20 protein-coding genes are annotated in these 24,735 nt (G+C 69.1%); 17 read left to right on the forward strand and 3 right to left on the reverse strand.

The genetic code is table 11. The annotated features are described in order from the left end of the window. The first annotated feature begins 8 nt into the window (after positions 1 to 8). From MRBLWO14_RS14835 to MRBLWO14_RS14885, 11 genes are all read left to right on the forward strand, one after another. Positions 9 to 1,178 carry a family 1 glycosylhydrolase gene (locus tag MRBLWO14_RS14835; protein ID WP_341933882.1) on the forward strand — a complete coding sequence of 390 codons (1,170 nt, stop codon included), beginning with the start codon at positions 9 to 11 and terminating at the stop codon, positions 1,176 to 1,178. 61 nt (positions 1,179 to 1,239) lie between these two features. Beyond that, entirely contained in the window at positions 1,240 to 2,781 is a 1,542-nt protein-coding gene (locus MRBLWO14_RS14840; protein ID WP_341933883.1) for a molybdopterin-dependent oxidoreductase, read from the forward strand. 51 nt (positions 2,782 to 2,832) lie between these two features. Then, positions 2,833 to 4,422 carry a methionine--tRNA ligase gene (metG, locus tag MRBLWO14_RS14845; RefSeq protein WP_341933884.1) on the forward strand — a complete coding sequence of 530 codons (1,590 nt, stop codon included), beginning with the start codon at positions 2,833 to 2,835 and terminating at the stop codon, positions 4,420 to 4,422. A 12-nt stretch (positions 4,423 to 4,434) separates the two neighbouring features. After that, positions 4,435 to 5,316, forward strand: a complete 882-nt coding sequence (locus MRBLWO14_RS14850) for a TatD family hydrolase (RefSeq protein ID WP_341933885.1) — start codon at positions 4,435 to 4,437, stop codon at positions 5,314 to 5,316. Positions 5,317 to 5,347: 31 nt separating this feature from the next. Beyond that, positions 5,348 to 6,217, forward strand: coding sequence for a 16S rRNA (adenine(1518)-N(6)/adenine(1519)-N(6))-dimethyltransferase RsmA (gene rsmA / locus MRBLWO14_RS14855; RefSeq protein WP_341933886.1), 870 nt, complete (start codon positions 5,348 to 5,350; stop codon positions 6,215 to 6,217). 9 nt (positions 6,218 to 6,226) lie between these two features. After that, positions 6,227 to 7,294, forward strand: coding sequence for an aldo/keto reductase (locus MRBLWO14_RS14860; protein WP_341933887.1), 1,068 nt, complete (start codon positions 6,227 to 6,229; stop codon positions 7,292 to 7,294). Between the two features lie 10 nt (positions 7,295 to 7,304). Beyond that, on the forward strand, positions 7,305 to 8,237 hold the full coding sequence (locus tag MRBLWO14_RS14865; RefSeq protein ID WP_341933888.1) for a 4-(cytidine 5'-diphospho)-2-C-methyl-D-erythritol kinase: 933 nt from the start codon (positions 7,305 to 7,307) through the stop codon (positions 8,235 to 8,237). Between the two features lie 145 nt (positions 8,238 to 8,382). Further along, a complete protein-coding gene (locus MRBLWO14_RS14870) occupies positions 8,383 to 9,369 on the forward strand; it encodes a LacI family DNA-binding transcriptional regulator (RefSeq protein ID WP_341936208.1) in 987 nt (328 codons plus the stop codon). Between the two features lie 152 nt (positions 9,370 to 9,521). After that, positions 9,522 to 11,042 carry a multiple monosaccharide ABC transporter ATP-binding protein gene (gene mmsA, locus MRBLWO14_RS14875; protein WP_341936209.1) on the forward strand — a complete coding sequence of 507 codons (1,521 nt, stop codon included), beginning with the start codon at positions 9,522 to 9,524 and terminating at the stop codon, positions 11,040 to 11,042. Then, complete coding sequence (gene mmsB / locus MRBLWO14_RS14880; protein ID WP_341933889.1) at positions 11,039 to 12,412, forward strand: multiple monosaccharide ABC transporter permease; 1,374 nt, start codon at positions 11,039 to 11,041, stop codon at positions 12,410 to 12,412. Before mmsA ends, mmsB begins: the two co-directional genes overlap by 4 nt. 58 nt (positions 12,413 to 12,470) lie before the next feature. After that, positions 12,471 to 13,586 (forward strand): sugar-binding protein, encoded by a 1,116-nt coding sequence (locus tag MRBLWO14_RS14885; RefSeq protein WP_341933890.1) that lies wholly within the window; start codon positions 12,471 to 12,473, stop codon positions 13,584 to 13,586. Positions 13,587 to 13,727: 141 nt separating this feature from the next. On the opposite strand, the gene MRBLWO14_RS14890 is transcribed toward MRBLWO14_RS14885, so the two are convergent. Beyond that, the gene (locus tag MRBLWO14_RS14890) at positions 13,728 to 15,143 is read right to left on the reverse strand and encodes a DUF222 domain-containing protein (RefSeq protein ID WP_341933891.1); all 1,416 of its coding nucleotides are present in this window, start codon (positions 15,141 to 15,143) and stop codon (positions 13,728 to 13,730) included. 134 nt (positions 15,144 to 15,277) lie between these two features. Between MRBLWO14_RS14890 and MRBLWO14_RS14895 the strand changes: the two genes are divergently transcribed. The 6 genes from MRBLWO14_RS14895 (at position 15,278) to MRBLWO14_RS14920 (ending at position 22,776) form a co-directional block, all read left to right on the forward strand. Then, positions 15,278 to 16,198 carry a phosphotransferase gene (locus tag MRBLWO14_RS14895; RefSeq protein WP_341933892.1) on the forward strand — a complete coding sequence of 307 codons (921 nt, stop codon included), beginning with the start codon at positions 15,278 to 15,280 and terminating at the stop codon, positions 16,196 to 16,198. Between the two features lie 48 nt (positions 16,199 to 16,246). Continuing rightward, a complete protein-coding gene (locus MRBLWO14_RS14900) occupies positions 16,247 to 18,055 on the forward strand; it encodes an ABC-F family ATP-binding cassette domain-containing protein (RefSeq protein WP_341933893.1) in 1,809 nt (602 codons plus the stop codon). A 59-nt stretch (positions 18,056 to 18,114) separates the two neighbouring features. Beyond that, on the forward strand, positions 18,115 to 19,926 hold the full coding sequence (locus MRBLWO14_RS14905) for a Na+/H+ antiporter (protein ID WP_341933894.1): 1,812 nt from the start codon (positions 18,115 to 18,117) through the stop codon (positions 19,924 to 19,926). Between the two features lie 132 nt (positions 19,927 to 20,058). Continuing rightward, positions 20,059 to 20,967 carry a MetQ/NlpA family ABC transporter substrate-binding protein gene (locus tag MRBLWO14_RS14910; RefSeq protein ID WP_341933895.1) on the forward strand — a complete coding sequence of 303 codons (909 nt, stop codon included), beginning with the start codon at positions 20,059 to 20,061 and terminating at the stop codon, positions 20,965 to 20,967. Positions 20,968 to 21,073: 106 nt separating this feature from the next. Next, positions 21,074 to 22,117, forward strand: coding sequence for a methionine ABC transporter ATP-binding protein (locus tag MRBLWO14_RS14915; RefSeq protein ID WP_341933896.1), 1,044 nt, complete (start codon positions 21,074 to 21,076; stop codon positions 22,115 to 22,117). Continuing rightward, a complete protein-coding gene (locus MRBLWO14_RS14920) occupies positions 22,117 to 22,776 on the forward strand; it encodes an ABC transporter permease subunit (RefSeq protein WP_341933897.1) in 660 nt (219 codons plus the stop codon). Before MRBLWO14_RS14915 ends, MRBLWO14_RS14920 begins: the two co-directional genes overlap by 1 nt. Here the strand turns inward: MRBLWO14_RS14920 and MRBLWO14_RS14925 are convergent. Then, positions 22,763 to 23,722 carry a pseudouridine synthase gene (locus MRBLWO14_RS14925; RefSeq protein ID WP_341936210.1) on the reverse strand — a complete coding sequence of 320 codons (960 nt, stop codon included), beginning with the start codon at positions 23,720 to 23,722 and terminating at the stop codon, positions 22,763 to 22,765. The two genes, MRBLWO14_RS14920 and MRBLWO14_RS14925, sit on opposite strands and share 14 nt — an antisense overlap. 16 nt (positions 23,723 to 23,738) lie before the next feature. After that, positions 23,739 to 24,674, reverse strand: a complete 936-nt coding sequence (locus MRBLWO14_RS14930) for a helix-turn-helix domain-containing protein (RefSeq protein ID WP_341933898.1) — start codon at positions 24,672 to 24,674, stop codon at positions 23,739 to 23,741. Positions 24,675 to 24,735 lie beyond the last annotated feature (61 nt).

Here is a 24,735-nt window from a genome sequence, read left to right on the forward strand (position 1 = left end):
GAGCACTCGTGCTCGCATTCCCTGACGGCTTTCTCTGGGGCGCTGCCACCGCAGCCCATCAGGTGGAGGGGAACAACACGACCAGCAACTGGTGGGTCATGGAGCACGCTCCGGGGTCGCCGATGGTGGAGCCGTCCGGCGACGCCGCGGACCACTTCCACCGGTATCCGGAGGACATGCGTCTGCTCGCGGAGGCCGGGCTCAACTCCTACCGGTTCTCGGTGGAGTGGGCCCGGATCGAGCCGGAGCGCGGCTTCGTGTCGCGCGCCATGCTCGACCACTACCGGCGCATGATCGACACCGCCCGCGACAACGGTCTCGACCCGACCGTGACGCTCATGCACTTCACGGTGCCGCAGTGGTTCCAGAAGGACGGCTTCTGGCGAGCGTCCGACGCCGTGGACCTGTTCGGGCGGTACGTCGAGACGGTGCTCCCGATCCTCGACGACGTCACGTACGTCTGCACGATCAACGAGCCGAACATCGCCGCCATGCTCGCCGGGGGTGAGGATGCCGCGAACCTCGTGGCCTACGGCCTCCCCAACCCCGACCTCGCGGTGGCGGACACGCTGCTCGACGCGCACCACCGCGCGTCGGACATCCTGCATTCCCGGTCCGGCATCCAGGCGGGGTGGACGATCGCCACGCAGGCGTTCCACTCGACCGGGGAACCGGGCGCCGACGAGATGCTGGCCGAGTACGGCGACCCCCGCGACCACTGGTACCTGGAGCAGTCCGCCGGCGACGACTTCGTCGGCGTGCAGGCCTACACCCGCACGTTCATCGGCCCGGAGGGTCCGCGCCCCGTCGCGGCCGACGTCGAGACCACGCTCACCGGATGGGAGTTCTTCCCGGCCGCGCTGGAGCTCGGCGTCCGCAGTGCGTGGGAACGCAGCGGCGGCGTACCCGTGCTCGTGACTGAGAACGGCATCGCCACGGGCGACGACACCCGTCGCGTCGCGTACACGCAGGGTGCCCTGGAGGGGCTGCACCGCGCGATCGCGGACGGCATCGACGTGCGCGGCTACCAGCACTGGAGCGCGCTCGACAACTACGAGTGGGCGAGCGGCTACGGCCCGACCTTCGGCCTGATCGGCTTCGACCGCGAGACGTTCGCCCGTTCGCCGAAGCCGTCGCTCGCGTGGCTGGGAGAGGTCGCGCGCCGCAACGCGCTCTGACGGTCGGTCGTCCGGGGGCTGCACGGCCCTCGGACGGCCGCGCCGGGGTTACGCTCGGTCCATGAGCCATGCGATGACCGCGCGCCGCGGCAGCCGTCTGCGCGCGGCGGCCGCAGGACTCAGCGCGGCGGCGGTCGCCGTGGGCGCCGGCGAACTCGTCGCGGCTGTCGTCGAGCCTGCGGCGAGTCCGATGGCCGTGATCGGCGGCGGGCTCATCGATCTCGCACCCAGCTGGGCGAAGGATGCCGCGATCGCCCTGTTCGGCACGGGCGACAAGGCGGCCCTGATCACCGGCATCGCCATCGTGCTCGCCGTGGTGGCCGCCCTCGCCGGCATCCTCGAGGCACGCCGGGCGGCGCTCGGGTCGGTGGTCCTCGGCGCGCTCGGGGCGCTGGCCCTCGTCGTCGCGATGATCCGGCCGGGTGCCGGGCCGTTCGCATGGCTGCCCGGACTGATCGCGGCCGTCGTCGCCGTGGTGGCGCTGCGGCTGCTCATGCGCACGGTGCAGCCGATCCCGTATGTCCGCACCGAGCCGGAGGAGCGTCGCCGCTTCCTGCTGTGGACCGCCGGTGTCGCGGCGACCGGCGTCGCCGCGCTCCTCATCGCGGGCGTCGCTCGCGGCGCGACGCGGTCGATCGAGGCGGTGCGCTCCGCGCTCCGCCTGCCGCAGCCCGCCCGGCCCGCCGCCCCCGTCGCGGCGGGTGCCGACCTCGGCATCCAGGGTCTCGCCCCGGTCGTCACGCCCAACGCCGAGTTCTACCGCATCGACACCGCCCTGATCGTGCCCCGTATCGACCCGGCCGACTGGCGGCTGCGCATTCACGGGATGGTGGAGCGCGAGGTCGAGATCGGCTGGGACGAACTGCTCTCACTGCCGATGCAGGAGTCGCACGTGACCCTGGCGTGCGTGTCGAACCCGGTGGGCGGCGATCTCATCGGGAACGCCCGTTGGCTGGGTCACCCGGTGCGCGAGCTCCTGGCGCGGGCCGGGGTCGACCCCGATGCTGACATGGTGCTCTCCACGTCGTCCGACGGCTTCACGGCCTCCACGCCGATCGAGGCGCTGACCGACGACCGCGACGCGCTGCTCGCCGTCGGCATGAACGGCGACCCGCTGCCCCTCGAACACGGCTTCCCGGTGCGGATGGTCGTCCCCGGCCTCTACGGGTACGTGTCGGCGACGAAGTGGGTGACGGATCTCGAGGTCACGCGGTTCGACCGGGCGACCGCGTACTGGACGACCCGCGGCTGGTCGGACCGCGGGCCGATCAAGCTGCAGTCCCGCATCGACGTGCCGCGGCGCAGTCAGAGCGTGGAGCCCGGAGACACGGTGATCGCGGGCATGGCCTGGCAGCAGCACGTCGGCGTCGAGGGCGTCGAGGTGCGCGTCGACGACGGGCCGTGGCAGGCGGCCGAGCTCGCGACCGCCATCTCCGCCGACACCTGGGTGCAGTGGCGTCTGCCGTGGACCGCCGAGGCGGGTACGCACACCATCGAGTGCCGCGCGGTGAGCGCCGAGGGCGACACGCAGACCTCCGAGCCGGCGGCACCGGCCCCGGACGGCGCCCAGGGCTGGCACCGCGTGCAGGTGACCGTCGGCTGAGGCCCGCCGCCGCGGCGTAACCGCCCCCGGCATCGCGCCTAGAATTGCTCCATGCCCGCAGGCGAATCCTTCTACATCACGACGCCCATCTACTACCCGTCCGACGTGCCTCACATCGGCCACGGATACACCTCGGTGGCGGTCGACGCGCTCGCGCGTTGGCACCGTCAGGGCGGCGACGACACGTGGATGCTGACGGGCACCGACGAGCACGGTCAGAAGATGCTCCGCGCCGCCGCCGCGAACGGCGTCACGCCTCAGGAGTGGGTCGACAAGCTCGTGGCCGAGGCGTGGTTCCCGCTGCTCGAGACCCTCGACGTCGCGAACGACGACTTCATCCGCACGACGCAGGAGCGCCATGAGGAGCGCGTGAAGAAGTTCGTGCAGGCGATCTACGACCGCGGCTACATCTACGCGGGCGAGTACGAGGCGCTGTACTGCGTCGGCTGCGAGGAGTTCAAGCCGGAGTCCGAGATCCTCGACGGCACCGGCCCCTTCGAGGGGCTGAAGGTGTGCGCGATCCACTCGAAGCCGCTGGAGCTGCTGCAGGAGAAGAATTACTTCTTCAAGCTCAGCGAGTTCCAGGACCGCCTCCTCGAGCTCTACAAGACGCAGCCCGACTTCATCCGTCCCGAGTCCGCGCGCAACGAGGTCGTCTCGTTCGTGCGGCAGGGACTCAAGGACCTGTCGATCTCGCGGTCGGCGTTCGACTGGGGCATCGAGGTGCCGTGGGACAGCTCGCACGTCATCTACGTGTGGGTCGACGCGCTGCTCAACTACGCGACAGCCGTCGGATACGGCGACGACCCCGAGACGTTCGACCGTCGCTGGCCGGCGTATCACGTGGTCGGCAAGGACATCCTCCGCTTCCACGCCGTGATCTGGCCGGCCATGCTGATGGCGGCGGGACTCGACGTGCCGAAGGGCGTCTTCGCGCACGGCTGGCTGCTGGTCGGCGGCGAGAAGATGTCGAAGTCGAAGCTCACCGGTATCGCGCCGACCGAGATCACCGATGTCTTCGGATCCGACGCGTACCGCTTCTACTTCCTCTCGGCGATCGCCTTCGGTCAGGACGGCTCGTTCTCGTGGGAGGACCTCGCCGCGCGCTACCAGGCGGAGCTCGCGAACGGGTTCGGGAACCTCGCCTCGCGCACGACGGCGATGATCGAGAAGTACTTCGAGGGCGTCGTGCCGCCGCCGGGGGAGTATCTCGAGGGCGACCTGGTGATCCAGCGTCTCGTCGCGCGCGCGACGACGGATGCGGATGCCGCGATCGAGCAGTTCCGCATCGACGAGGCGATCCGCGCCATCTGGACCGTCGTCGACGCGCTCAACGGCTACATCACGGCGAACGAGCCGTGGGCACTGGCCAAGCAGGCCGCCGCGGGGGACGATGCGCAGCGCGAGCGCCTGGGCACCGTGCTCTACACGTGTGCCGAAGGACTCCGCGCGCTCGCCGTGCTGCTGTCGCCCGTGATGCCGCAGTCGACCGAGAAGCTGTGGATCGCCCTGGGCGCGGCCGAGAGCCTCGGCCGTCTGCAGGACCAGCCGATCCGCGAGGCGGGCGCGTGGGGTGCGCTGAAGCCCGGCACCAGCGTCAACGGGCTCGCCCCGCTGTTCCCGCGCGTCGAGCAGGCCTGACGGAGAGCTGCCGTGCCGGACACATACGTGCAGCGGCGTGACGGCGACGGGCGCAGGGATCTGCGGTACCCCGCGGCTCCCGAGCCCCTCGCCGTCGCCGTGTACGACAATCACGCGCATCTCGAGATCCTCGACGGCGACGAACCGCTGTCGCTGACCGAGCAGCTCGACCGGGCCGAGGCCGTCGGCATCGCGGGCGTCGTCCAGGCGTCGGGCGACATCGAGTCCTCGCGATGGGCGGTGGAGGCTGCGGCATCCGATCGCCGCGTGCTCGCGGCTGTGGCCATCCATCCCAACGACGCCCCGACGTACGCCGAGGAGGGGCGACTCGACGAGGCCATCGCGGTCGTCGACGAGCTCGCCGCGCACCCGCGCACGCGGGCGATCGGCGAGACCGGGCTCGACTTCTTCCGCACCGAGCCCGAGCGCCGAGACGCGCAGTTCACCTCGTTCGAGGCGCACATCGCTCTCGCGAAGAAGCACGGCATCGCGATGCAGATCCACGACCGTGACGCGCACGAGGCGGTGCTCGAGACGCTGACCCGTGTCGGGGCGCCGGAGAAGACGGTGTTCCACTGCTTCTCGGGCGACGACGCGATGGCCAGGGTGTGCGCCGAAGCCGGCTACCACCTGTCGTTCGCGGGCAATGTGACGTTCAAGAACGCCCAGAATCTGCGGGACGCCCTGAAGGTCACGCCGCTCGACCGCATCCTCGTCGAGACCGACGCGCCGTTCCTCACCCCGACCCCGCTGCGCGGGCGTCCGAACGCGCCGTACCTCGTGCCGATCACCGTGCGCTTCATGGCCGCGGAGCTGGGGCTGGACGTCGACGAGCTCTCCGCACAGCTCGCCGCCAACACCCTGGGCGTCTACGGCTCGTTCGACGACGACTGAGGCGCGCTGCGGGGTGGGGGAGAATGGACCAATGACCGTCACCCTCCTCGGCGCCACCGAGATCCGTCGCCTCGCGGCCGAGCTCGACGTCACCCCCACGAAGAAGCTCGGCCAGAACTTCGTGGTCGACGCGAACACGGTCCGCAAGATCGTGCAGGCGGCGCGGGTGGATGCCGAGGAGCGCGTCGTCGAGATCGGCCCGGGGCTCGGCTCTCTCACGCTGGCCATCCTCGAGACGGGAGCAGCGGTGACGGCCGTCGAGATCGACCATCGTCTCGCGGCCCGGCTGCCGCAGACGGCGGTCGACCACGGCGTGGAGCCGGACCGTCTGACGGTGGTGGATGCCGACGCCATGCGCGTGACGGAGCTTCCCGGCGAGCCGACGGTGCTGGTCGCGAATCTGCCGTACAACGTGTCGGTACCGGTGCTGCTGCACTTCCTCGAGACGTTCCCCTACCTGCAGCGCGGGGTCGTGATGGTGCAGGCCGAGGTGGCAGAGCGTCTCGCAGCGAAGCCGGGGTCGAAGATCTACGGGTCGCCGAGCGTCAAGGCGGCCTGGTACGGCGAGTGGAGACTCGCCGGCACCGTCTCGCGTCAGGTGTTCTGGCCGGTGCCGAATGTCGACAGCCTGCTCGTCGGGTTCGACCGCTCCGAGGGCGAGCGCGGTTCGGAGGAGGAGCGCCGACGCACCTTCCAGATCGTGGATGCCGCGTTCAACCAGCGCCGCAAGATGCTTCGTCAGGCCCTGTCCGGCGTGTTCGGCAGCTCGACCGCCGCCTCCGATGCCCTCGTCGCGGCGGGCGTGGCGCCGACCGCACGCGGCGAGGACCTCACGGTCGACGACTACCAGCGTGTTGCGCAGCAGGTCGTCGAGCTCGGCGCGCCGGCCGCCACGGACTAATCTGGCACCGTGACCGACTCTCCTCGCTTCCGCCCGAACGTTCCAGAACTCCACCGCCCGTACGCCGCCGACGAGGGCCGCTACCAGCAGTTCGAGTACCGTCAGGTCGGCTCGTCCGGTCTGTACCTGCCGCCGATCTCGCTGGGTCTGTGGTGGAACTTCGGCGACAACATCCCGCTCGACAACCAGCGCACGCTGCTGCGCCACGCGTTCGACCGAGGCATCACCCACTTCGACCTCGCCAACAACTACGGACCGCCGTACGGCTCGGCCGAGAAGAACTTCGGCCGCATCTTCGCCGAGGACTTCCGCCCGTACCGCGACGAGCTCATCATCTCGTCGAAGGCCGGGTGGGACATGTGGCCGGGCCCGTACGGCGACTTCGCGAGCCGCAAGTACATCCTCGCGAGCGCCGAGCAGTCGCTCACCCGCATGGGTCTGGACTACGTCGACATCTTCTACTCGCACCGTGTCGACCCCGTCACGCCGATCGCCGAGACGGTCGGCGCGCTCGACACTCTCGTGCGCCAGGGCAAGGCCCTGTACGTCGGCATCTCGTCGTACAGCGCCGAGCGCACGGCGGAGGCCGTCGCCGTCGCGAAGGATCTGGGCACGCCGCTCGTCATCCACCAGCCCGCCTACTCCATCCTCAACCGCTGGGTGGAGGACGGTCTGACCGAGACTCTCGAGCAGTCCGGTCTCGGCGCGATCGCCTTCACACCGCTCGCCCAGGGGCTGCTCACCGACAAGTACCTCGGCGACGGCACGGCCGATCGCGCGCAGAAGCGCGGATCGCTGCCGGACGCTCCGCTCGGCGAGGAGGCGCTGCAGATCCTGCGCTCGCTGAACGAGATCGCTCGCGAGCGCGGCCAGTCTCTCGCGCAGCTCGCGCTGCAGTGGACCCTCCGCACCCCCGTCGTCGCCTCCGCGCTCATCGGCGCCTCGCGCCCGGAGCAGCTCGACGAGAACATCGCGGCCGTGAACGGTCCCGCCTTCACCGACGCGGAGCTGTCGCGCATCGACGAACTCTCCGGTTCGATCGACGTCGACCTCTGGGCGACCTCCACCGAGCTCTGACGGCCCCGTCATGACGTTCGCCGCCCCCGTCGAGTCCGTGCACGTGCGTGCACCGGGCAAGATCAACGTCTACCTCGGCGTGGGCGGCCGTCATGACGACGGATACCACGCGCTGGCGACGGTGTTCCAGGCGGTCTCGCTCTACGAGGACGTCATCGCCCGGCACGCCGACGACTTCTCGCTGACGGTGTCCGGGGTCGACGACCCGGACACCGTGCCGCTGGACGACCGCAACCTCGCGATGCGCGCGGCCAAGCTGCTCGCCGCGGCGGCCGACTACCACGGCGGCGTCGCGCTCGAGATCCGCAAGAGCGTGCCGGTCGCGGGAGGTATGGGCGGGGGATCGGCGGATGCGGCGGCGGCCCTCGTCGCGTGCGACGCCCTCTGGGGCACCGGCTTCTCGACGGCCCGGCTGCACGAGCTCGCGGCTCGACTGGGCGCTGACGTGCCGTTCGCGCTGCACGGCGGCACCGCAGTGGGCACCGGCCGCGGCGACCAGCTGAACCCCGCTCTCGCGCGCGGCCGCTTCGACTGGGTGCTCGTGCCGAGCGACGAGGGGCTCTCGACGCCGCTGGTCTACGCGCGGCTCGATGCGCTGCGCGAAGACGAGGGCGCCCTGGCCGACGACCCGCCGCTGTCCCTCGACGTGCCCATCCCGGTGCTGCAGGCGCTCCGGTCGGGCGATCCGGAACTGCTCTCCGAGAGCATCTACAACGACCTGCAGGAGGCCGCCCTGCACGAGCGGCCGGAACTGGAGACGACGATCCTCCGCGGCATCCATGCGGGCGCGCTGCAGGGCATCGTGTCGGGCTCAGGGCCGACCGTCGCGCTGCTCTGCGCGAGTGCGGATGCCGCGCGGGCAGTGCAGGCGTCGCTCGACGATCGCGGGATCGACGCGCTGCACGTGCACGGTCCGGTCGCCGGCGCGCGGATCGTCGCCTGACGGCTGGCACCGTCGACGCTCGCGGAGGGGAGCCCACGGCGTCATCGAAGTGCGTTCACGCTCGCGCGGATACATAATGGTGTGACGATGTGACCGTGCACATGCGAGGAGGCCTGCGGTGTCGACTGCCTCCGAGCGTGCCAGGATGCCGAGCATCCGCGATGTCGCACGTCTCGCCGGGGTCTCGCATCAGACCGTCTCGCGTGTGCTCAACGATCACCCCAGCATCCGCCCGGAGACCAAGGCCAAGGTGCTCGATGCGATCTCGGTGCTCGACTACCGGCCGAATCTCGCCGCTCGCGCGCTCGTCACGAGCAAGTCGAACATGCTCGGCATCCTGTCGGCTACCGTGGGGGAGTTCGGTCCCACCTCGTCGATCGTGGGCATCGAGGATGCCGCGCGCGAGGAGGGGTACTCGGTCTCGACGCTGAACCTGTCCGCGACCTCGCCCGAGGCGATCGGCAGCGCCCTGCGCCAGCTCGCGCGCGAGCAGGTCGACGGGATCGTCGTGCTCGCGCCGCAGGTCAGGGTCTTCCACGTGCTGAGAGCCATGGCGAGCGATACGCCCTTCGTCTCGCTGCAGACCGCCTCGGGATCCGACGGCGTGAGCCTGTCGGCCGACCAGGTCGCCGGCGCCCGCACCGCCACCGAGCATCTCATCGCGCTCGGGCACAGCGACATCATTCACCTGGCGGGGCCGCAGGACTGGATCGAGGCGGAGTCGCGCATGCGCGGATACCTCGAGGCGCTCCGCGAGGCGGACCTGCCGACCTTCCCGCCCATCCGCGGCGATTGGACAGCCGACTTCGGCTACTTCGCGGGGCAGGAGCTGGCGCGCCGGCGTGACTTCACGGCGATCTTCGTGGCCAACGACCAGATGGCCATCGGGCTCATGCACGGGTTCCGGGATGCCGGCATCCGCGTGCCCGAGGACGTGAGCGTCGTGGGGTTCGATGACATTCCCGTCTCGGCACATGTCGCGCCGACGCTGACCACCGTGCACCAGGACTTCCCCGAGCTCGGGCGCCGTGCGGTGCGGCTGCTGCTGGCGCAGATCCGCGGGGAGGATCCGCCCGTGTTCGGGTCGCTGCAGACGACGCTGCGGACCCGGGAATCGGCCGCAGCTCGATAAGCGAACAATTCGCGTCGCGGTCTTGACACCGACTCAGCGAGCGTAGACTATGTACCAATGTGAACGGTCACATCGACAGTGACCGCACGTAGCGAGGAAGATCCGTGAGCACCACAGCAACGTTGCCGGTCGTGTCTGGCCCCATCCTGGAGATGCGCAGCATCACCAAGGAGTTCCCGGGAGTCAAGGCGCTGTCTGACGTCTCCATCACCGTCCGCGCCGGAGAGATCCACGCGATCTGCGGCGAGAACGGCGCAGGGAAGTCCACCCTCATGAAGGTGCTCTCGGGCGTGTACCCGTACGGCTCCTACGACGGCGACATCCTGCTGTACGGCGAGGAGCAGCGCTTCCGCGACATCGCGGCCAGCGAGCAGGCGGGCATCGCGATCATCCACCAGGAACTCGCGCTGATCCCCGAGCTCTCCGTCACGGAGAACATCTTCCTCGGCAACGAGATCCGTCGCTTCGGCCGCATCGACTGGCAGGCGCAGAAGCAGCGCGCGATCGAACTGCTCGCCCGCGTCGGCCTGAAGGAGGACCCCGACGTCGCGATCAAGACCCTCGGCGTCGGCAAGCAGCAGCTCATCGAGATCGCGAAGGCGCTCAACAAGGACGTCAAGCTGCTGATCCTCGACGAGCCGACCGCCGCTCTCAACGAGAACGACTCGCAGCATCTGCTCGACCTGATCCTCGGGCTCAAGGCCAAGGGCATCGCCTCGATCATCATCAGCCACAAGCTCAACGAGATCGAGCAGATCGCCGACGAGATCACGATCATCCGCGACGGCCGCACCGTCGAGACGCTCGACATCTCGCGCGGCGAGATCAACGAGGACCGCATCATCCGCGGGATGGTGGGCCGCTCGCTCGAGAGCCGGTACCCCGACCGCACGCCCGAGATCGGCGAGGTCTTCTTCGAGGTCAAGGACTGGTGGGTGCAGCACCCGTCGGTCGCTGAGCGCATGGTCGTCAAGGGATCGAGCATCGACGTGCGCCGCGGTGAGGTCGTGGGCATCGCCGGCCTCATGGGCGCCGGTCGTACCGAGTTCATGATGAGCCTGTTCGGCCGCTCCTACGGCAACTTCCAGTCCGGGACGATCATCAAAGACGGCCAGGAGGTCGTGATCCCCGATGTCGCGTCCGCGATCAAGCACGGGCTCGCCTATGTCAGTGAAGACCGCAAGGTGCTCGGGCTCAACCTGCTCGACACGATCAAGCGCTCTGTCGTCGCCGCCAAGCTGTCGAAGATCGCCCACCGCGGCGTGGTGAACGAGCGGGAGGAGTTCTCGGTCGCCGAGCGCTACCGCAAGGCGCTGCGCATCAAGACGCCGTCGGTGGAGGAGGGCGTCGGCAAGCTGTCCGGCGGCAACCAGCAGAAGGTCGTGCTGGCGAAGTGGATGTTCACCGACCCCGACCTGCTGATCCTCGACGAGCCGACCCGCGGCATCGACGTCGGAGCCAAGTACGAGATCTACGCGATCATCAACGAGCTGGCCTCCCAGGGCAAGGGCGTCATCGTGATCTCGTCCGAACTGCCCGAGCTCCTCGGTATCTCCGACCGCATCTACACCGTCTTCGAAGGTCGGGTCACCGACTGCATCCCGGCCGACCAGGCAACACCCGAGGCCCTCATGCGCAGCATGACCTCCGCGACTCAGAAAGCATCCGCATGACCACCGAATCCACCCCCGCGAAGAGCGGATTCCACTTCAAGGACATCACCAAGATGTTCGGAGGCGGCCAGTCCACGCTCCGCCAGTTCGGCATCCTGGGAAGTCTCGTCGTCATCCTCGTCGTCTTCCAGGTGCTCACCTGGATTCTCAAGGGGCAGGGCCTGACGCTGTCGTCGGGCAACCTGATCAACGTCGTCAACCAGTACTCCTACATCCTGATCCTCGCGATCGGCATGGTGATGGTCATCATCATGGGCCACATCGACCTGTCGGTCGGGTCGGTCGCCGCCTTCACCGGCATCGTGGTCGCGAAGGCCATGGCCGACTGGCAGCTGCCCTGGCCGCTGGCGGTGCTGCTCGGCCTCGGCGTGGGCGTGCTCGTCGGCGCATGGCAGGGGTTCTGGGTGGCGTACGTCGGGGTGCCGGCGTTCATCGTGACGCTCGCGGGCATGCTGTTCTTCCGCGGCGCCAACCAGTGGGTCGGCGACTCGCAGTCGGTGCCCGTCCCCGACGGGTTCCGGGTGATCGGCGCCGGCTACCTGCCCGAGCTGCCGTTCATCCCCGTCCCGTTCAACGTGCTCACGATGGTCCTGGCGCTCATCGGGGTCGCCGTCATCGTCTTCTCCGAGATCCGCCTGCGCCGCGCGCAGCGCAAGATGGGGTCCGAGATGGCGCCGACCTGGGTGAGCATCACCAAGGTCGTGCTGATCTCGGCGGTCATCCTCATCGCGGGCTGGCTGTTCGCGACCGGCCGTGAGGGCACGAGCTTCCCGGTCTCGGGTGTGATCCTGCTCGCCCTCGTCATCCTCTACTCGTTCCTCACGAACAACACGGTCTTCGGCCGTCACATCTACGCGGTCGGCGGCAACCGCCAGGCCGCTCGCCTCTCGGGCGTGAAGGACCGCTGGGTCGACTTCTTCGTGATGATGAACATGTCCGTGCTCGCGTCGCTGGCCGGCATGATCTACGTCTCCCGCGCCACCGCCTCGGGCCCGCAGGACGGCAACGGGTGGGAGCTCGACGCGATCGCCTCGGTCTTCATCGGTGGCGCCGCGGTCTCCGGAGGTATCGGCACCGTGATCGGGTCGATCATCGGTGGTCTCGTGATGGCCTTCCTCAACAACGGACTCGCGCTGCTCGGCGCCGGTGCCGACGTGGTCTCGATGATCAAGGGCCTCGTGCTCCTGTTCGCCGTCGGTGTCGACGTCTGGAACAAGCAGCAGGGCCGCCCCTCCATCATCGGGTTCCTCACTCGCCGTTCCGCCCGCAGACAGGATCCGGCGACCGACACGTTCGATCCCTCGAAGACGAACTACCCCACGAACCAGAAGTACGAAGCCCCCGCCGTCGACGAGACGCGCGGAAAGTAAGGGTCGACTCGCGTTCGCACGCGTGACGAGACCTTCACACACCAGAGAAAGAGATCACATGAAGAAGATTCTTCTGTCGGCGACAGCGCTTGTCGTCGCAGGCGCATTCGCCCTCACCGGGTGCTCGTCGGAGCGCGGCGGCGACACCGGCGGTTCGGGCGACGAGGCCAGCAAGGGCTTCGCCGCGGATGCCACGATCGGTGTCGCGCTGCCGGACAAGACCTCGGAGAACTGGGTCCTCGCAGGCCAGCTGTTCACCGACGGTCTCGAGAAGGCCGGCTTCAAGGCCGACGTGCAGTACGCGCCGGCCAGCAACACGGTCGCCGAGCAGCAGAACCAGATCCAGGCCATGGTCACCGGTGGTGCGAAGGTCATCATCATCGGCGCGAAGGACGGCAAGCAGCTCGCGACGCAGGTTGAGGCAGCCCGCGACGCCGGCGTCACCGTCATCGCGTACGACCGTCTGATCGAGAACACCGAAGCCGTCGACTACTACGTCGCCTTCGACAACTTCAAGGTCGGTCAGCTGCAGGGGCAGGCTCTGCTCGACGGTCTCGCCGAGCGTGCGGGTCACGAGGCGCCGTACAACATCGAGCTGTTCTCGGGTTCGCCCGACGACGCGAACTCGGCCGTGTTCTTCGACGGCGCCATGGAGGTTCTCCAGCCGAAGATCGATGACGGCACGCTGAACGTCGTGTCGGGCCAGACCGAGATCGCGCAGACCGCGACCGAGGGCTGGAAGCCGGAGAACGCCCAGCGCCGTATGGACTCGCTGCTCACCTCGTCGTACGGCTCCGAGACGCTCGACGGCGTCCTCTCCCCGAACGACACGCTCGCCCGCGCGATCATCACGTCGGTGCAGCAGGCGGGCAAGCCGGTGCCGGTCGTCACGGGTCAGGACTCCGAGGTCGAGTCCGTGAAGTCGATCATGGAGGGCATCCAGTACTCCACGATCAATAAGGACACCACGCTCCTCGTCGAGCAGTCGATCAAGATGGTCGGCCAGCTTCAGAAGGGCGAAGAGGTCGACGTCAACGACACCGAGCAGTACGACAACGGCAAGAAGGTCGTCCCGGCCTACCTGCTCGACCCGGTGATCGTCACCAAGGAGAACGCCGCTGAGGCGTACGCCAACGTCCCGAGCCTGCTCGAGATCGTGAAGTCGTACCAGTAATCACTCGCACACCTGTACTTTCTCGTACAGCAGTATCTTCGGGTGCTGAAGGAGCCGCCCGGGTCACTCGACCCGGGCGGCTTTTCTGCGCCGTGAGGCAGGGATTCTCGACACTCGACATCTTGCGGTCGGCGGTCTGCGTCAGAAGGGTGCCGCGACCGGAATCCTCGCCCAGATACGGGCGGCCGTCCCCGCAGGCTCGGAGTCGTTCATCACTGGAGCGCCGTCCGTGTCGCGCATCGCCGCGACATCGTCGGCTTGTCGGAACACGACCGTGTTCGGCGTGGGTGGGGTGTCGATGTAGGTCCGACCGGTGGGACTCGTCCAGCGCAGCACGCCGCCGTGCACCTGCTCCACGTGCCAGGGGGAGTGGTGTTTCAGTACGTGATGGCGTCGGCAGAAGTGCGCCAGATTGCTGTCGCACGTCGGACCTCCGGTCGCCGCGTCGTGATTGTGGTCGAGGTCGCATTTGCGGGCGGCGATTCGGCAACCCGGGAAGCGGCAGCGCTGGTCGCGGACGCGCAGGTGCCGTCGGAGGTGCTCGGTCGGTCGGTACCGGTCGACGGCCAGCATCTGTCCATTCACAGGATGGGTGAGAACGCGGGTCCATCCCGAGGCGCTCCCGGCGAGGACACGGGCGGTCTCGGCATCCACGGGGATCACGCCGTCCAGCTCGGCGGGCGGCGATCCCGCGGCGTCCACCGCGCCGCCACCGATGAGAGTCAGCACGGGCACCGTGATGTCCACGCGAGCCTGGATCGCCCCCAGCATCCCGTCGGTCGTGTCATGTCCGGAGGGCGCACCCGTGAGCACGAGGTCGGTGAGCAGGTCGGCGCGGATCTCGTCCACAGTCCGTTCATCGCCGTCGTGCTCGGTCCCTTCTCGAGCCGCGGCGCGCGAGGCTCGGCGGTTCTCGTCGCGCAGGGCGTGCGCCGCTTGCGACAGCCGATCGAACATGCCATGAACCAGCACCGCCGGAGCATGCAGGTGCAGGTCGGCCATACCGTCTTCGCTGTCGGTGATCCACACTCGGCGGGCGGAGCGTGCGTCCCGGTGCCGGTCATCCACCGAGCGAGTGTGGAAACGTTCGGCGACGCGGCGGGCGAGCGGTCGGAGGCGGTTCGGCGATTCAGCCTCGGCAAGCGGGATCATGACCGCGGCGTATGCCGCGCGATCGGCATCGTCGACGAGGTGTGCGCCGGCGTCGACGATCGCCCGCGCGTGGGCCGCACTCAGTCGGCCGGCGCCCTGCGCCGCCCAGACGGTCGGGAACTGGTCGACGAGCAGTGTCGCGTCGGCGATACGACGCTCGACGGTGCGGTCGCTCACCCGCTGCACGGCTCCGATCTCCGCCGCGACCGACCGGATCGCGTGGTCTCCACCGTCAGGGTGCTCGCTCTGCCTCGCTATGTCGATCGCGAGCTTGCCGGCGACCGCGAGCAGTCCATCGCGCGCCGCCTGCATCGCGGCCAGCGTCTGATCCGCGACGCGCAGTGTCTCGACGAGGCCGGCGAGCGCCGCCATCTGCGAGTCCGTTGCGTCGAGGAGAGCTGACATGACCTCAGTGAACCACCGACCACCGACATTCGAACAAAGATTCGACTTGCTATTCGCGGAATACCGGATCTTCGTCCCGCGCGGCAGGAGCGCGGTGATGCGGCGCAGCGCCCGATGCTCGATAGGGTGGCCCGATGGTGCGTCTTGAGTGGTCGGAACTCCCCTCCGACGTCCGCAGGCGCGTCGAGCGGTCCGCTGGGTCGACGGTCGAAGAGGCTCGCACCCAACACGGTGGCTTCTCCGCAGGCCTGGCATCGCGTGTGTTCTTCGCCGATGGGCAACGGTGCTTCGTCAAGGCGGTGCATGCATCGTCTTCCGGCACTTTCGATCTCTATCGACGCGAGGCGGACATCCTGCGGATGATCCCGCGTGACCTGCCCGCGGCCCACCTCATCGACGCGTTCGACGACGACCACTGGGCGGTGCTCACGATCGAGGACGTCGACGGCCGGCATCCGCGGAAGGACTCGCCGCTCGACACCGCCCTCGTGCTCGACGCGATCGCCGCGCTCGCCGCTGCGGAACCTCCCGCGTCTCTCCCGCGTCTCGCCGACGAACTCGCCGAGGATGCGGGCTCGTGGAAGCGGCTGGCACGCGCTGACCTCCTCGGCACGACCACCCCGTGGTGCATCGAGAACGTCGCTCTCCTTCAGGAGCATGCGGGACGCGTCGGGTCTGCGGTTGCGGGGGAGCGGTTGGTGCACGGCGATCTCCGCGCGGACAACATCCTGATCGACAGAGCCGGATGCGCCCGGCTGCTCGACTGGCCGTGGGCTGCTCGCGGAGCAGGGTGGGAGGACGCCCTCCTGTATCTCCTCGACCTGCGGGTGGAGGACCCCGCAGCCGATGTCGAGTCGTTGCGTTCTCACCCGGTGTTCGACGGCTCGGCCACAGCCGACCACATCTCGCTCCTCGCCGCGATCGGGGGCGGGTGGTTCGAGAAGTGCCGATGGCCTGCGCCCCCGGGGATGGACGCGCTGCGGGGTTTCCAGCGGCGCGAGGCGCTGGCGGCCGTCGACTGGATCGCGCAGATCACCGCGACCGCGGGCGACTGACCAGCCCGCGCGGCGGCGGCGTCCCGCGCGACTACCCTGGAAGACGACATGGCACATCTTCTCGGGGCTGAAGCCCTGCACCTCGAATATCCGACCAGGGTCGTCTTCGACTCCGTGACCCTCGGCATCGAGGAGGGCGACCGCATCGGCATAGTCGGCCGCAACGGCGACGGCAAGTCGAGTCTGCTCGGCATGCTCGCCGGCACCAAGGAGCCCGATTCCGGCCGCGTCACGGTGCGCGGCGGCACCACGATCGGCGTCCTCTCGCAGGCGGACACCCTCGGCGACGACGTCACGATCGCCGAGGCGGTGGTGGGCGACACCCCCGAGCACGAGTGGGCGGGCGACGCGCGGGTGCGCGATGTGATCGCCGGACTCCTCGCGGATCTGCCGTGGGATGCGCGGATCGGCTCCCTCAGCGGAGGACAGCGCCGGCGGGTGTCGCTCGCGAAGTTGCTCGCGGGGGACTGGGACGTCATCGCCCTCGACGAGCCGACCAACCACCTCGACGTCGAGGCGATCACCTGGCTCGCCGGACACCTGAAGCGGCGCTGGGCGGCGAACTCCGGCGCGCTGCTCGTCGTCACCCACGACCGGTGGTTCCTCGACGAGATCTGCACCGAGACCTGGGAGGTGCACGACCGCATCGTCGAGCCCTTCGAGGGCGGCTACGCGGCGTACATCCTGCAGCGCGTGGAGCGCGATCGCATGGCGGCGGCCACCGAGGCCAAGCGGCAGAACCTCGCGCGCAAGGAACTGGCCTGGCTGCGCCGCGGCGCCCCCGCCCGCACGAGCAAGCCGAAGTTCCGCATCGAGGCCGCCAACGAGCTCATCGCCGACGTACCGGAGATCCGTGACACCGTGTCGTTGCAGTCGCTCGCCGTATCGCGCCTCGGCAAGGACGTCGTGGACCTGCTCGACGTGGGGGTCGCGTACCCGACAGAGGACGGCGGCACGAAGCGCGTGCTGTCCGACGTCGAGTGGCGCATCGCGCCGGGCGAGCGCACCGGCATCCTGGGGGTGAACGGCGCCGGCAAGTCGACCCTCCTCGGACTGATCTCGGGCACCGTCGAACCGACCGAGGGCCGCATCAAGCGCGGCACCACGGTCAAGGTGAAGACCCTGACGCAGCGCCTCGACGAGCTCGAGCAGCACTGGAACGATCCGGTGCGTGTCGTGATCTCCGGTCTCCGCACCTCGTACACGATGGGGACCGGCTCGAAGGCGCAGGATCTCACGCCGGGGCAGCTGCTCGAACGTCTGGGGTTCTCGTCGGCGCAGCTCTCCACCCCGGTGAAGGACCTCTCGGGAGGCCAGCAGCGACGGCTGCAGCTCCTCCTCGTGCTGCTCGATCAGCCCAACGTGCTGATCCTCGACGAGCCGACCAACGACATGGACACCGACATGCTCGCGGCGATCGAGGACCTCCTCGACTCGTGGTCCGGAACCCTCCTCGTCGTCAGCCATGACCGGTACTTCCTCGAGCGGGTCACGGATCAGCAGTACGCGATCCTCGACGGCCGGCTGCGTCACCTTCCCGGCGGCGTCGACGAGTACCTGCGTCTCCGTCAGCTGCAGGACACCACCCCGGCGACCGCGGCGAAGACGGATGCCGCGGCGGCCCCGTCCGGTCTCGACGGCGCCGAGCTGCGCGCGGCCCAGAAGGAGGTCTCGTCGCTGGAGCGTCGGATCCAGAAGCTCACCGACCAGGTCGACAAGGCCAAGCACGCGCTCGCCGACCACGATCAGTCTGACTACGCGGGCCTCGGAGATCGCATGAAGAAGATCGGCGAGCAGGAGGCGGAGATCGAGGAGCTCGAGCTGCGCTGGTTCGAGCTGACGGAGCAGATCGGCTGATCAGGACCAGATCGGCCCCGCGAGGAATATCCTTCTCCTGACGCTGTTGGGAGGTAGGGATGGAAGGCCTCGAAGTAACCGTCCTGATCGGACTCACGATCCTCGTCGGAGCGCTGCTCGCTCCCCGTATCCGCCTCGCTCTGCCGCTCGTGCTCGTCATCCTCGGACTCGCGTGGGGCTTCGTCCCGCAGTTGCGCGAGATCCAGCTGCCGCCCGAGACGGTCCTGCTCCTGTTCCTCCCGGTGATGCTGTTCTGGGAGAGCCTCACGACGTCGCTGCGGTCGATCCGCCGTGACTTCCCCTACATCCTCCCGATGAGCACGCTGCTCGTCGTCGCGTCCGCGTTCGCGGTCGCCGGCATCGGCGTGCTGTTCGGCATCCCGTGGGAGATCGCGCTCATCCTCGGCGCCGCGGTCGCCCCTCCCGACGCCACCGCCGTCGCGGCGCTCGGACGTCTGCTGCCGCGCCGCATGTTCATGAAGCTCAAGGCGGAGAGCCTCACCAACGACGGCACCGCGCTCGTGCTGTACGCCATCGCGGTCTCGCTCGCGCTGGGCGGCAACATCACTCCGTGGTCGGTCACCCTGTCGGTGCTCATCTCGTACGTCGGAGGGGTCGCCGCGGGCGTCGTGGTCGCGGCGCTCGGGTATCTGCTGCTGCGGCGCACGTCGCGCACGGTCGTGATCAACGTCACGCTGCTCCTCATCCCGTTCACCTCGTTCCTGCTCGCCGAGATCGTGCACGCGTCCGGAGTGCTGTCCGTCGTGGTGGCCGGTCTGATCGTCGCCTACGTGTCGCCGCGGGTGACGACGGCATCCTCCCGCCGCCAGGCCGACGCCGCGTGGCCGTTCGGCGTGTTCCTGCTCAACGGCGCCCTGTTCGTGCTGATCGGGCTCGAGGTGCAGTTCGTGGTGCACGAGATCTCGGCTGCCGCGATCGGGCGCCTCGTGCTGGTCACTCTCGCCGTGTGGGTCACGTTGCTCGTCGTCCGCTATGTCTTCCAGCTGCTCAACGCGGTGTTCCAGCGGCAGCCCGGAGCCGGGCAGACCCGCGGGGCGCGCTCCCGCGCGCGTGCGGTCTCGACGGTGGCGGGCATGCGGGGGGCCGTGTCTCTGGCGATCGCGCTCTCGGTCCCGGCGGCGAGCTCCACCGGCGGCGAGCTCGCCGGTCGCGACCAGATCGTGTTCGTCACGGCGGGCGTGATCCTGCTCAGCCTCCTGGTGCAGGCACCGCTCCTTCCTGCGATCGTGCGGTGGGCGCGGTTCCCCGTCGATCATGCGGAAGACGAGGAGTACGAGCTCGCCGAGCGCACCATCTCGGGCGCGGCCCTCGCCGCTCTCGACGATCTGGCCGCGGAGCACGGCGTCGGGCAGGAGATCCGCGACAAGGTGCGCGCCGAGGGCTACCAGATGCTCGAGTTCTCGAACGCGCGAGCGCTCGCCAGAGAGCAGGCGATCGTGGATGCCGAGGCGCGCGCCCTCGACGAGATGCTCGACGAGCCCGACCCGCTCGGCGGCAGCGGCACGGGTGGTGCGCGCGTCGTCACGGGGATCGGGGGAGCGGATTCCCCGTCGGGCATGAATGCGGCGGTCACCGACGGCGACGCCGCGCTCGGCGACGACGGCGCGGAGGGCGAGGTCAGGACCCTGCAGATGATCGCCACGTCGCCCGACGTCGACGTCATGCAGCGGTCGCCGCTCGTGCGCCACGACGAGCACACGCGGCTCAAGCTCGCGCTGATCGATCGCAAGCGCGAGGTGCTGCTGGGGCTCCGTCGATCGGGCAGGGTCGACGACCTCGTGGTGAGGCGGATCTCGGCGCGGCTCGACCTGGAGCAGGTGCGTCTGCAGGGGATCGAAGAGTTCGACTGACGCATCGCCGCCCACGGGCGACGGTCTCTGGTATTCCGATACAGCGCTCGTGACGCTCTGTGACGCTCGATTGTCGGGCGGGCGCGGCGGCTGCCTAACGTATTCGAGTCCCCCAAGAGAGGAACCCTTCCCATGTCACGCCGCACCACTTCCCTGATCGCCGCGCTCGCCGCGGTGCCGCTGTTCGTCGCCCTCTCGGGCTGCGCGACAGCATCCTCCGACGCCGGTTCCGGCGGTGACTCCGGGAGCGACGAGACCGTCAAGATCGGCGTCGTCGGCAAGGGCGACCCGCAGTGGGCGCCGTTCGTCGAGGCAGCGGCCGAGGAAGGGATCACGGTCGAGCTCGTCGACTTCGGCTCCTACGAGCAGCCGAACCCGGCGCTCAGCGAGGGCGAGATCGACCTCAACCAGTTCCAGCACATCGTGTACCTCGCGAACTACAACGTGAGCTCCGGCTCGGACCTCGAGCCCATCGGCTCGACGGCGATCTACCCGCTCGGTCTGTATTCGAAGAAGTACGACGACGTGAAGAGCATCCCCGAGGGCGAGACGGTGGCCGTCCCCGATGACGCGTCCAACCAGGCCCGCGCTCTGCTCGTGCTGCAGTCCGCCGGCCTCGTCGAGCTGAAGAGCGGTGGAACGATCTTCTCGGATCTCGCCGACGTCGACACCGAGAAGTCGAAGGTCAAGGTCACCGCCCTCGAGGCCGCGCTGATCCCGACGTCGCTGCCCGATGTGGCCGCGGCGATCATCAACAACGACTTCGTCGAGGACTCGGGCCTGACGTTCGACGACGCGATCGCCCAGGACGACCCGGAGGACCCCAACGCGCTGCCGTACGTGAACATCTTCGCCGCGCGCGCCGAGGACGCCGACAACGAGACGTACCTCAAGCTCGTCGAGATCTTCCAGACGAACGAGGACGTGCAGGCCGGTCTGCTCGAGTCGTCGGGCGACACCGCTGTGCCGCTGCAGACTCCCGTGAAGGACCTCGTCGACTCCCTCAAGAAGGTCGAGAAGGACACCGAAGCGCAGAAGTGAGTCAGCCGGGGTGAGACCCACCCCACGCCGATGCGAGAGAATCGGGTGGCGCCACGCGCGTCACCCGATTCGTCGTTCCGCCACCCACCCCATCACCGGAGCAACCATGCCGATCGTGAGCCTGACCAACGTGTCGAAGGCCTACCCCTCCCGCACCTCGCGCGACGCCGAGATCGTCGCGGTCGACGACGTCACCCTCGACATCGAGAAGGGCGACGTCTTCGGGATCATCGGGTACTCGGGCGCGGGCAAGTCGACCCTCGTACGACTCATCAACGCCCTCGAGCCGGCCACGGCGGGCACGATCCTCGTCGACGGCGTCGACATCACGACGCTGTCGGAGAGCGCGCTGCGCAAGGTCCGCGGCGGAATCGGCATGATCTTCCAGCAGTTCAACCTGTTCTCGTCGAGGTCGGTGAAGGCGAACATCGCCTACCCCCTCAAGCTGGCTGGGTGGTCGAAGGCCGACATCGAGGAGCGCGTCACCGAGCTGCTGTCGTTCGTCGGTCTGTCCGACAAGGCCAAGGCGTATCCCGAGCAGCTCTCGGGCGGGCAGAAGCAGCGCGTCGGCATCGCGCGCGCCCTCGCGACGAAGCCCGCGATCCTGCTGGCGGACGAGGCGACGAGCGCCCTCGATCCGCAGACGACGCACGAGGTGCTCGATCTGCTCGGCCGCGTCAACCGGGAGCAGGGCGTCACGATCGTCGTCATCACGCACGAGATGGATGTGATCCAGACCATCGCCACGAAGGTCGCCGTGATGGAGCGCGGACGGGTGATCGAGCAGGGCGACGTGTTCGACGTCTTCTCCGCACCGCAGAACCCGGCGTCGCAGCGCTTCGTCGGGACGGTGGTCAAAGGCATCCCGTCGCCCGCCGAGCTGGCCGTGCTGCGGGACCGGCACCACGGCCGTATCGTCACGTTCTCGTTCCGCGACGGCGACTCCTCGCAGGCGCAGGTGTTCCTCGACCTCGCCGCCGCCGGACTCGACTTCGAGCTCGTGTACGGCGGCATCAACGACATCCGGGGTCGCGCGTTCGGACACCTCACCCTCGCGATCCGCGGCGACGCCGCAGCCATCGACCGGGCGCTCGCGACGATCGGTGAACGCGTCGAAGTGACCGAGCTCGCCGGAGAGGAGACCCGCTGATGGATCGCCTGATCGAACTGGGCCCGGAGTTCTGGTCCGCCGCCCTCGAGACCCTCTACATGACCACCTTCGCGCTCGTGCTCGGTGGCGTGCTCGGACTCGTGATCGGCGTCGTGCTCTACGTCACCCGCCCCGGCGGGCTCATGCAGAACGCGGTCGTCTCGGCGATCGCGAACCTCGCGGTGAACTTCTTCCGCCCGATCCCGTTCGTGCTGTTCGTCGCCGTCGCGCAGCCGTTCGCCCGCGTCGTGGTCGGCACCGGCATCGGCACGACCGCCGGCGCGTTCCTCATCGGGATCGCGGCCGCGTTCGCGATCGGGCGGATCGTCGAGCAGCACCTCGTCTCGGTGTCGCCCGGCGTGATCGAAGCGGCCCGCGCGATGGGCGCGAGCCCGCTGCGCATCCTCTTCACCGTCGCGATCCCCGAATCCCTCGGCCCGCTGATCCTCGGCTACACCTTCATCGTCGTCGCTCTCATCGACATGACGGCGATGGCCGGTCTGATCGGCGGTGGCGGCCTCGGAGCCTTCGCGCAGGTCTACGGGTTCCGGCAGTTCGAGCCGGTCGTGATGTGGGCGGCGATCATCCTCATCGTCGTGTTCGTGCACCTGGTGCAGCTGCTGGGCACGAGGCTCGCGCGCAAGATCATGCGTCGCTGACCGCGCTCGCGCCGGAGCGCCCGCGGGCGCCCGGGGCGAAGGCGAGCGAGAGTCGCGTGGTGAACTCCCTCGGGGCGCCGGTCAGCGGGTCGACGAAGCGCAGCTCGCGAGCCAGCAGCTGCAGCGGCCGGTCGAAGTCATCGGGGGTCTCGGGCTCCAGTACGGGGTAGAAGCGGTCGTGCAGGATGCCGAGCCCCACCGCCGCGAGATGCACGCGCAGCTGGTGCATCTTGCCGCTGTGCGGACGCAGCAGCGTGTGTACGACGCGATCGTCGGCATCCTGGATCTCGATCAGCGTCTCCGCGTTCGGCTCCCTGTCCGGCACGACCTCGACGCGCAACTGCGCCCGCGGCTTCACGATGTGGTTGCGGTGCACGAGGGGAAAGCGCGCGGCATCCTGCTCCCAGCTCTCCGGGCGTGCGGACACCGCCTCGTAGGTCTTCTGCACCTCGCGGTTCTCGAACATCAACTGGTACGCCCCTCGGGTCTCCGGCCGTGCAGAGAACATCAGCACACCGGCGGTGGCACGGTCGAGGCGATGGATCGGGGTCAGTTCCGGGATGCCGAGCAGATTGCGCAACCGCACGAGGGCCGAGTTCTGCACGTACTTGCCGCCCGGGGTGGTGGGGAGGAAGTGCGGCTTGTCGATCACGACGAGGTCGTCGTCCTGGTGCAGCACCTCGATCGGGAACGGGATCTCGCGCTCCTCCGGCGGCTCGCGGTAGTACCAGACGAACTCCTCCGCCCCGAGCGGGGTGTCCCGCGGGAGCGCCCTCCCGTCGCGCGCCACGATCTCGCCGCGGTCGAACCGGACCAGCAGGCGCTCGGGGTCGAGGTGGAAGAAGCGCTCGATCATGTAGGCCGCGATCGTGGGCCACTCGCCCGTCAGGGGAACGTGCAGACGGGTCGCCCCGACGCCGTCGCGCATCGGGAGGGGGGAGAGCATGCCCATTCGGACCAGCCTACGCGGCCCGCGCGAACCGCGACCGGTACTGCTGCGGCGCGATGCCCAGCCGATCGCGGAAGTGCTTGCGCAGAGCGGCCGCCGTGGCGAACCCCGAGCGCAGGGCGACATCGTCGATCAGCAGGTCGGTCGTCTCCAGCAGCTCTCGCGCACGGTCGACCCTGGCGTCGGCGAACCAGTCGCCGACCGTGCGGCCCGTCTCGCTCCGGAACCGTCGAGTGAGGGTCCGGACGCTCATGCCGAAGTGCGCGGCGACCGCTGCGAGCGACAGCGGCTCCTCGACGTGGGCCAGCAGCCAGGCCTGGATGTCGCCCGCCGATCCGACGGGAGTCTGCGGCACCGGCGGACGCGCGATGAACTGCCGCTGACCTCCGCCGCGGTGCGGCGCGGCGAGCGTGGTCTGCGCGACGAGAGCGGCGACGGCCGCGCCGTGGTCGCTCGCGATGAGGTGCATGGTCGCGTCGACAGCGGCGGATGCGCCGGCGGCGGTGAGCACGGAACCCTCGTCGACGAAGAGCTCGTCCTCGCGCAGCCGCACCCGGGGGAACCGGCGGGCGAACTCGTCGGACGCGCACCAGTGCGTCGTCGCCTCCTTGCCGTCGAGCAACCCCGCTGCCGCGAGGGTGAACGCACCGGTGCAGAAGCTCACGATGCGTCGGTCGGCGTACTCGGCCAGTCCGATGGGGTCTCCGGCGATCTCCGCGTCGCTCCAGGGCGGCACGATGATGGTGTCGGCCGTCTCCAGGATCCGACGGTCGGCGGCCGGCGTGATCGCGAAGTCGGCGTTCGTCGCGACGGGGAGGCCGTCGAGCGTGCAGGTGGTGACGGAGTACAGGGGCTCGCCGTCGCGCTGAGCCGCGCGGAAGAAGCGGGCGGGCACCCCGAGCTCGTAGGGGAAGACGCCGGGGAGGGCGACGACGGCGATCCGATGCATGGCTCTATCGTGACACATGTTGTCCTTCGGGTCACTGGTGACCGTCCGTCCCGGCGATCAT

Source organism: Microbacterium sp. LWO14-1.2, assembly GCF_038397715.1.
Classification (GTDB): Bacteria; Actinomycetota; Actinomycetes; order Actinomycetales; family Microbacteriaceae; genus Microbacterium.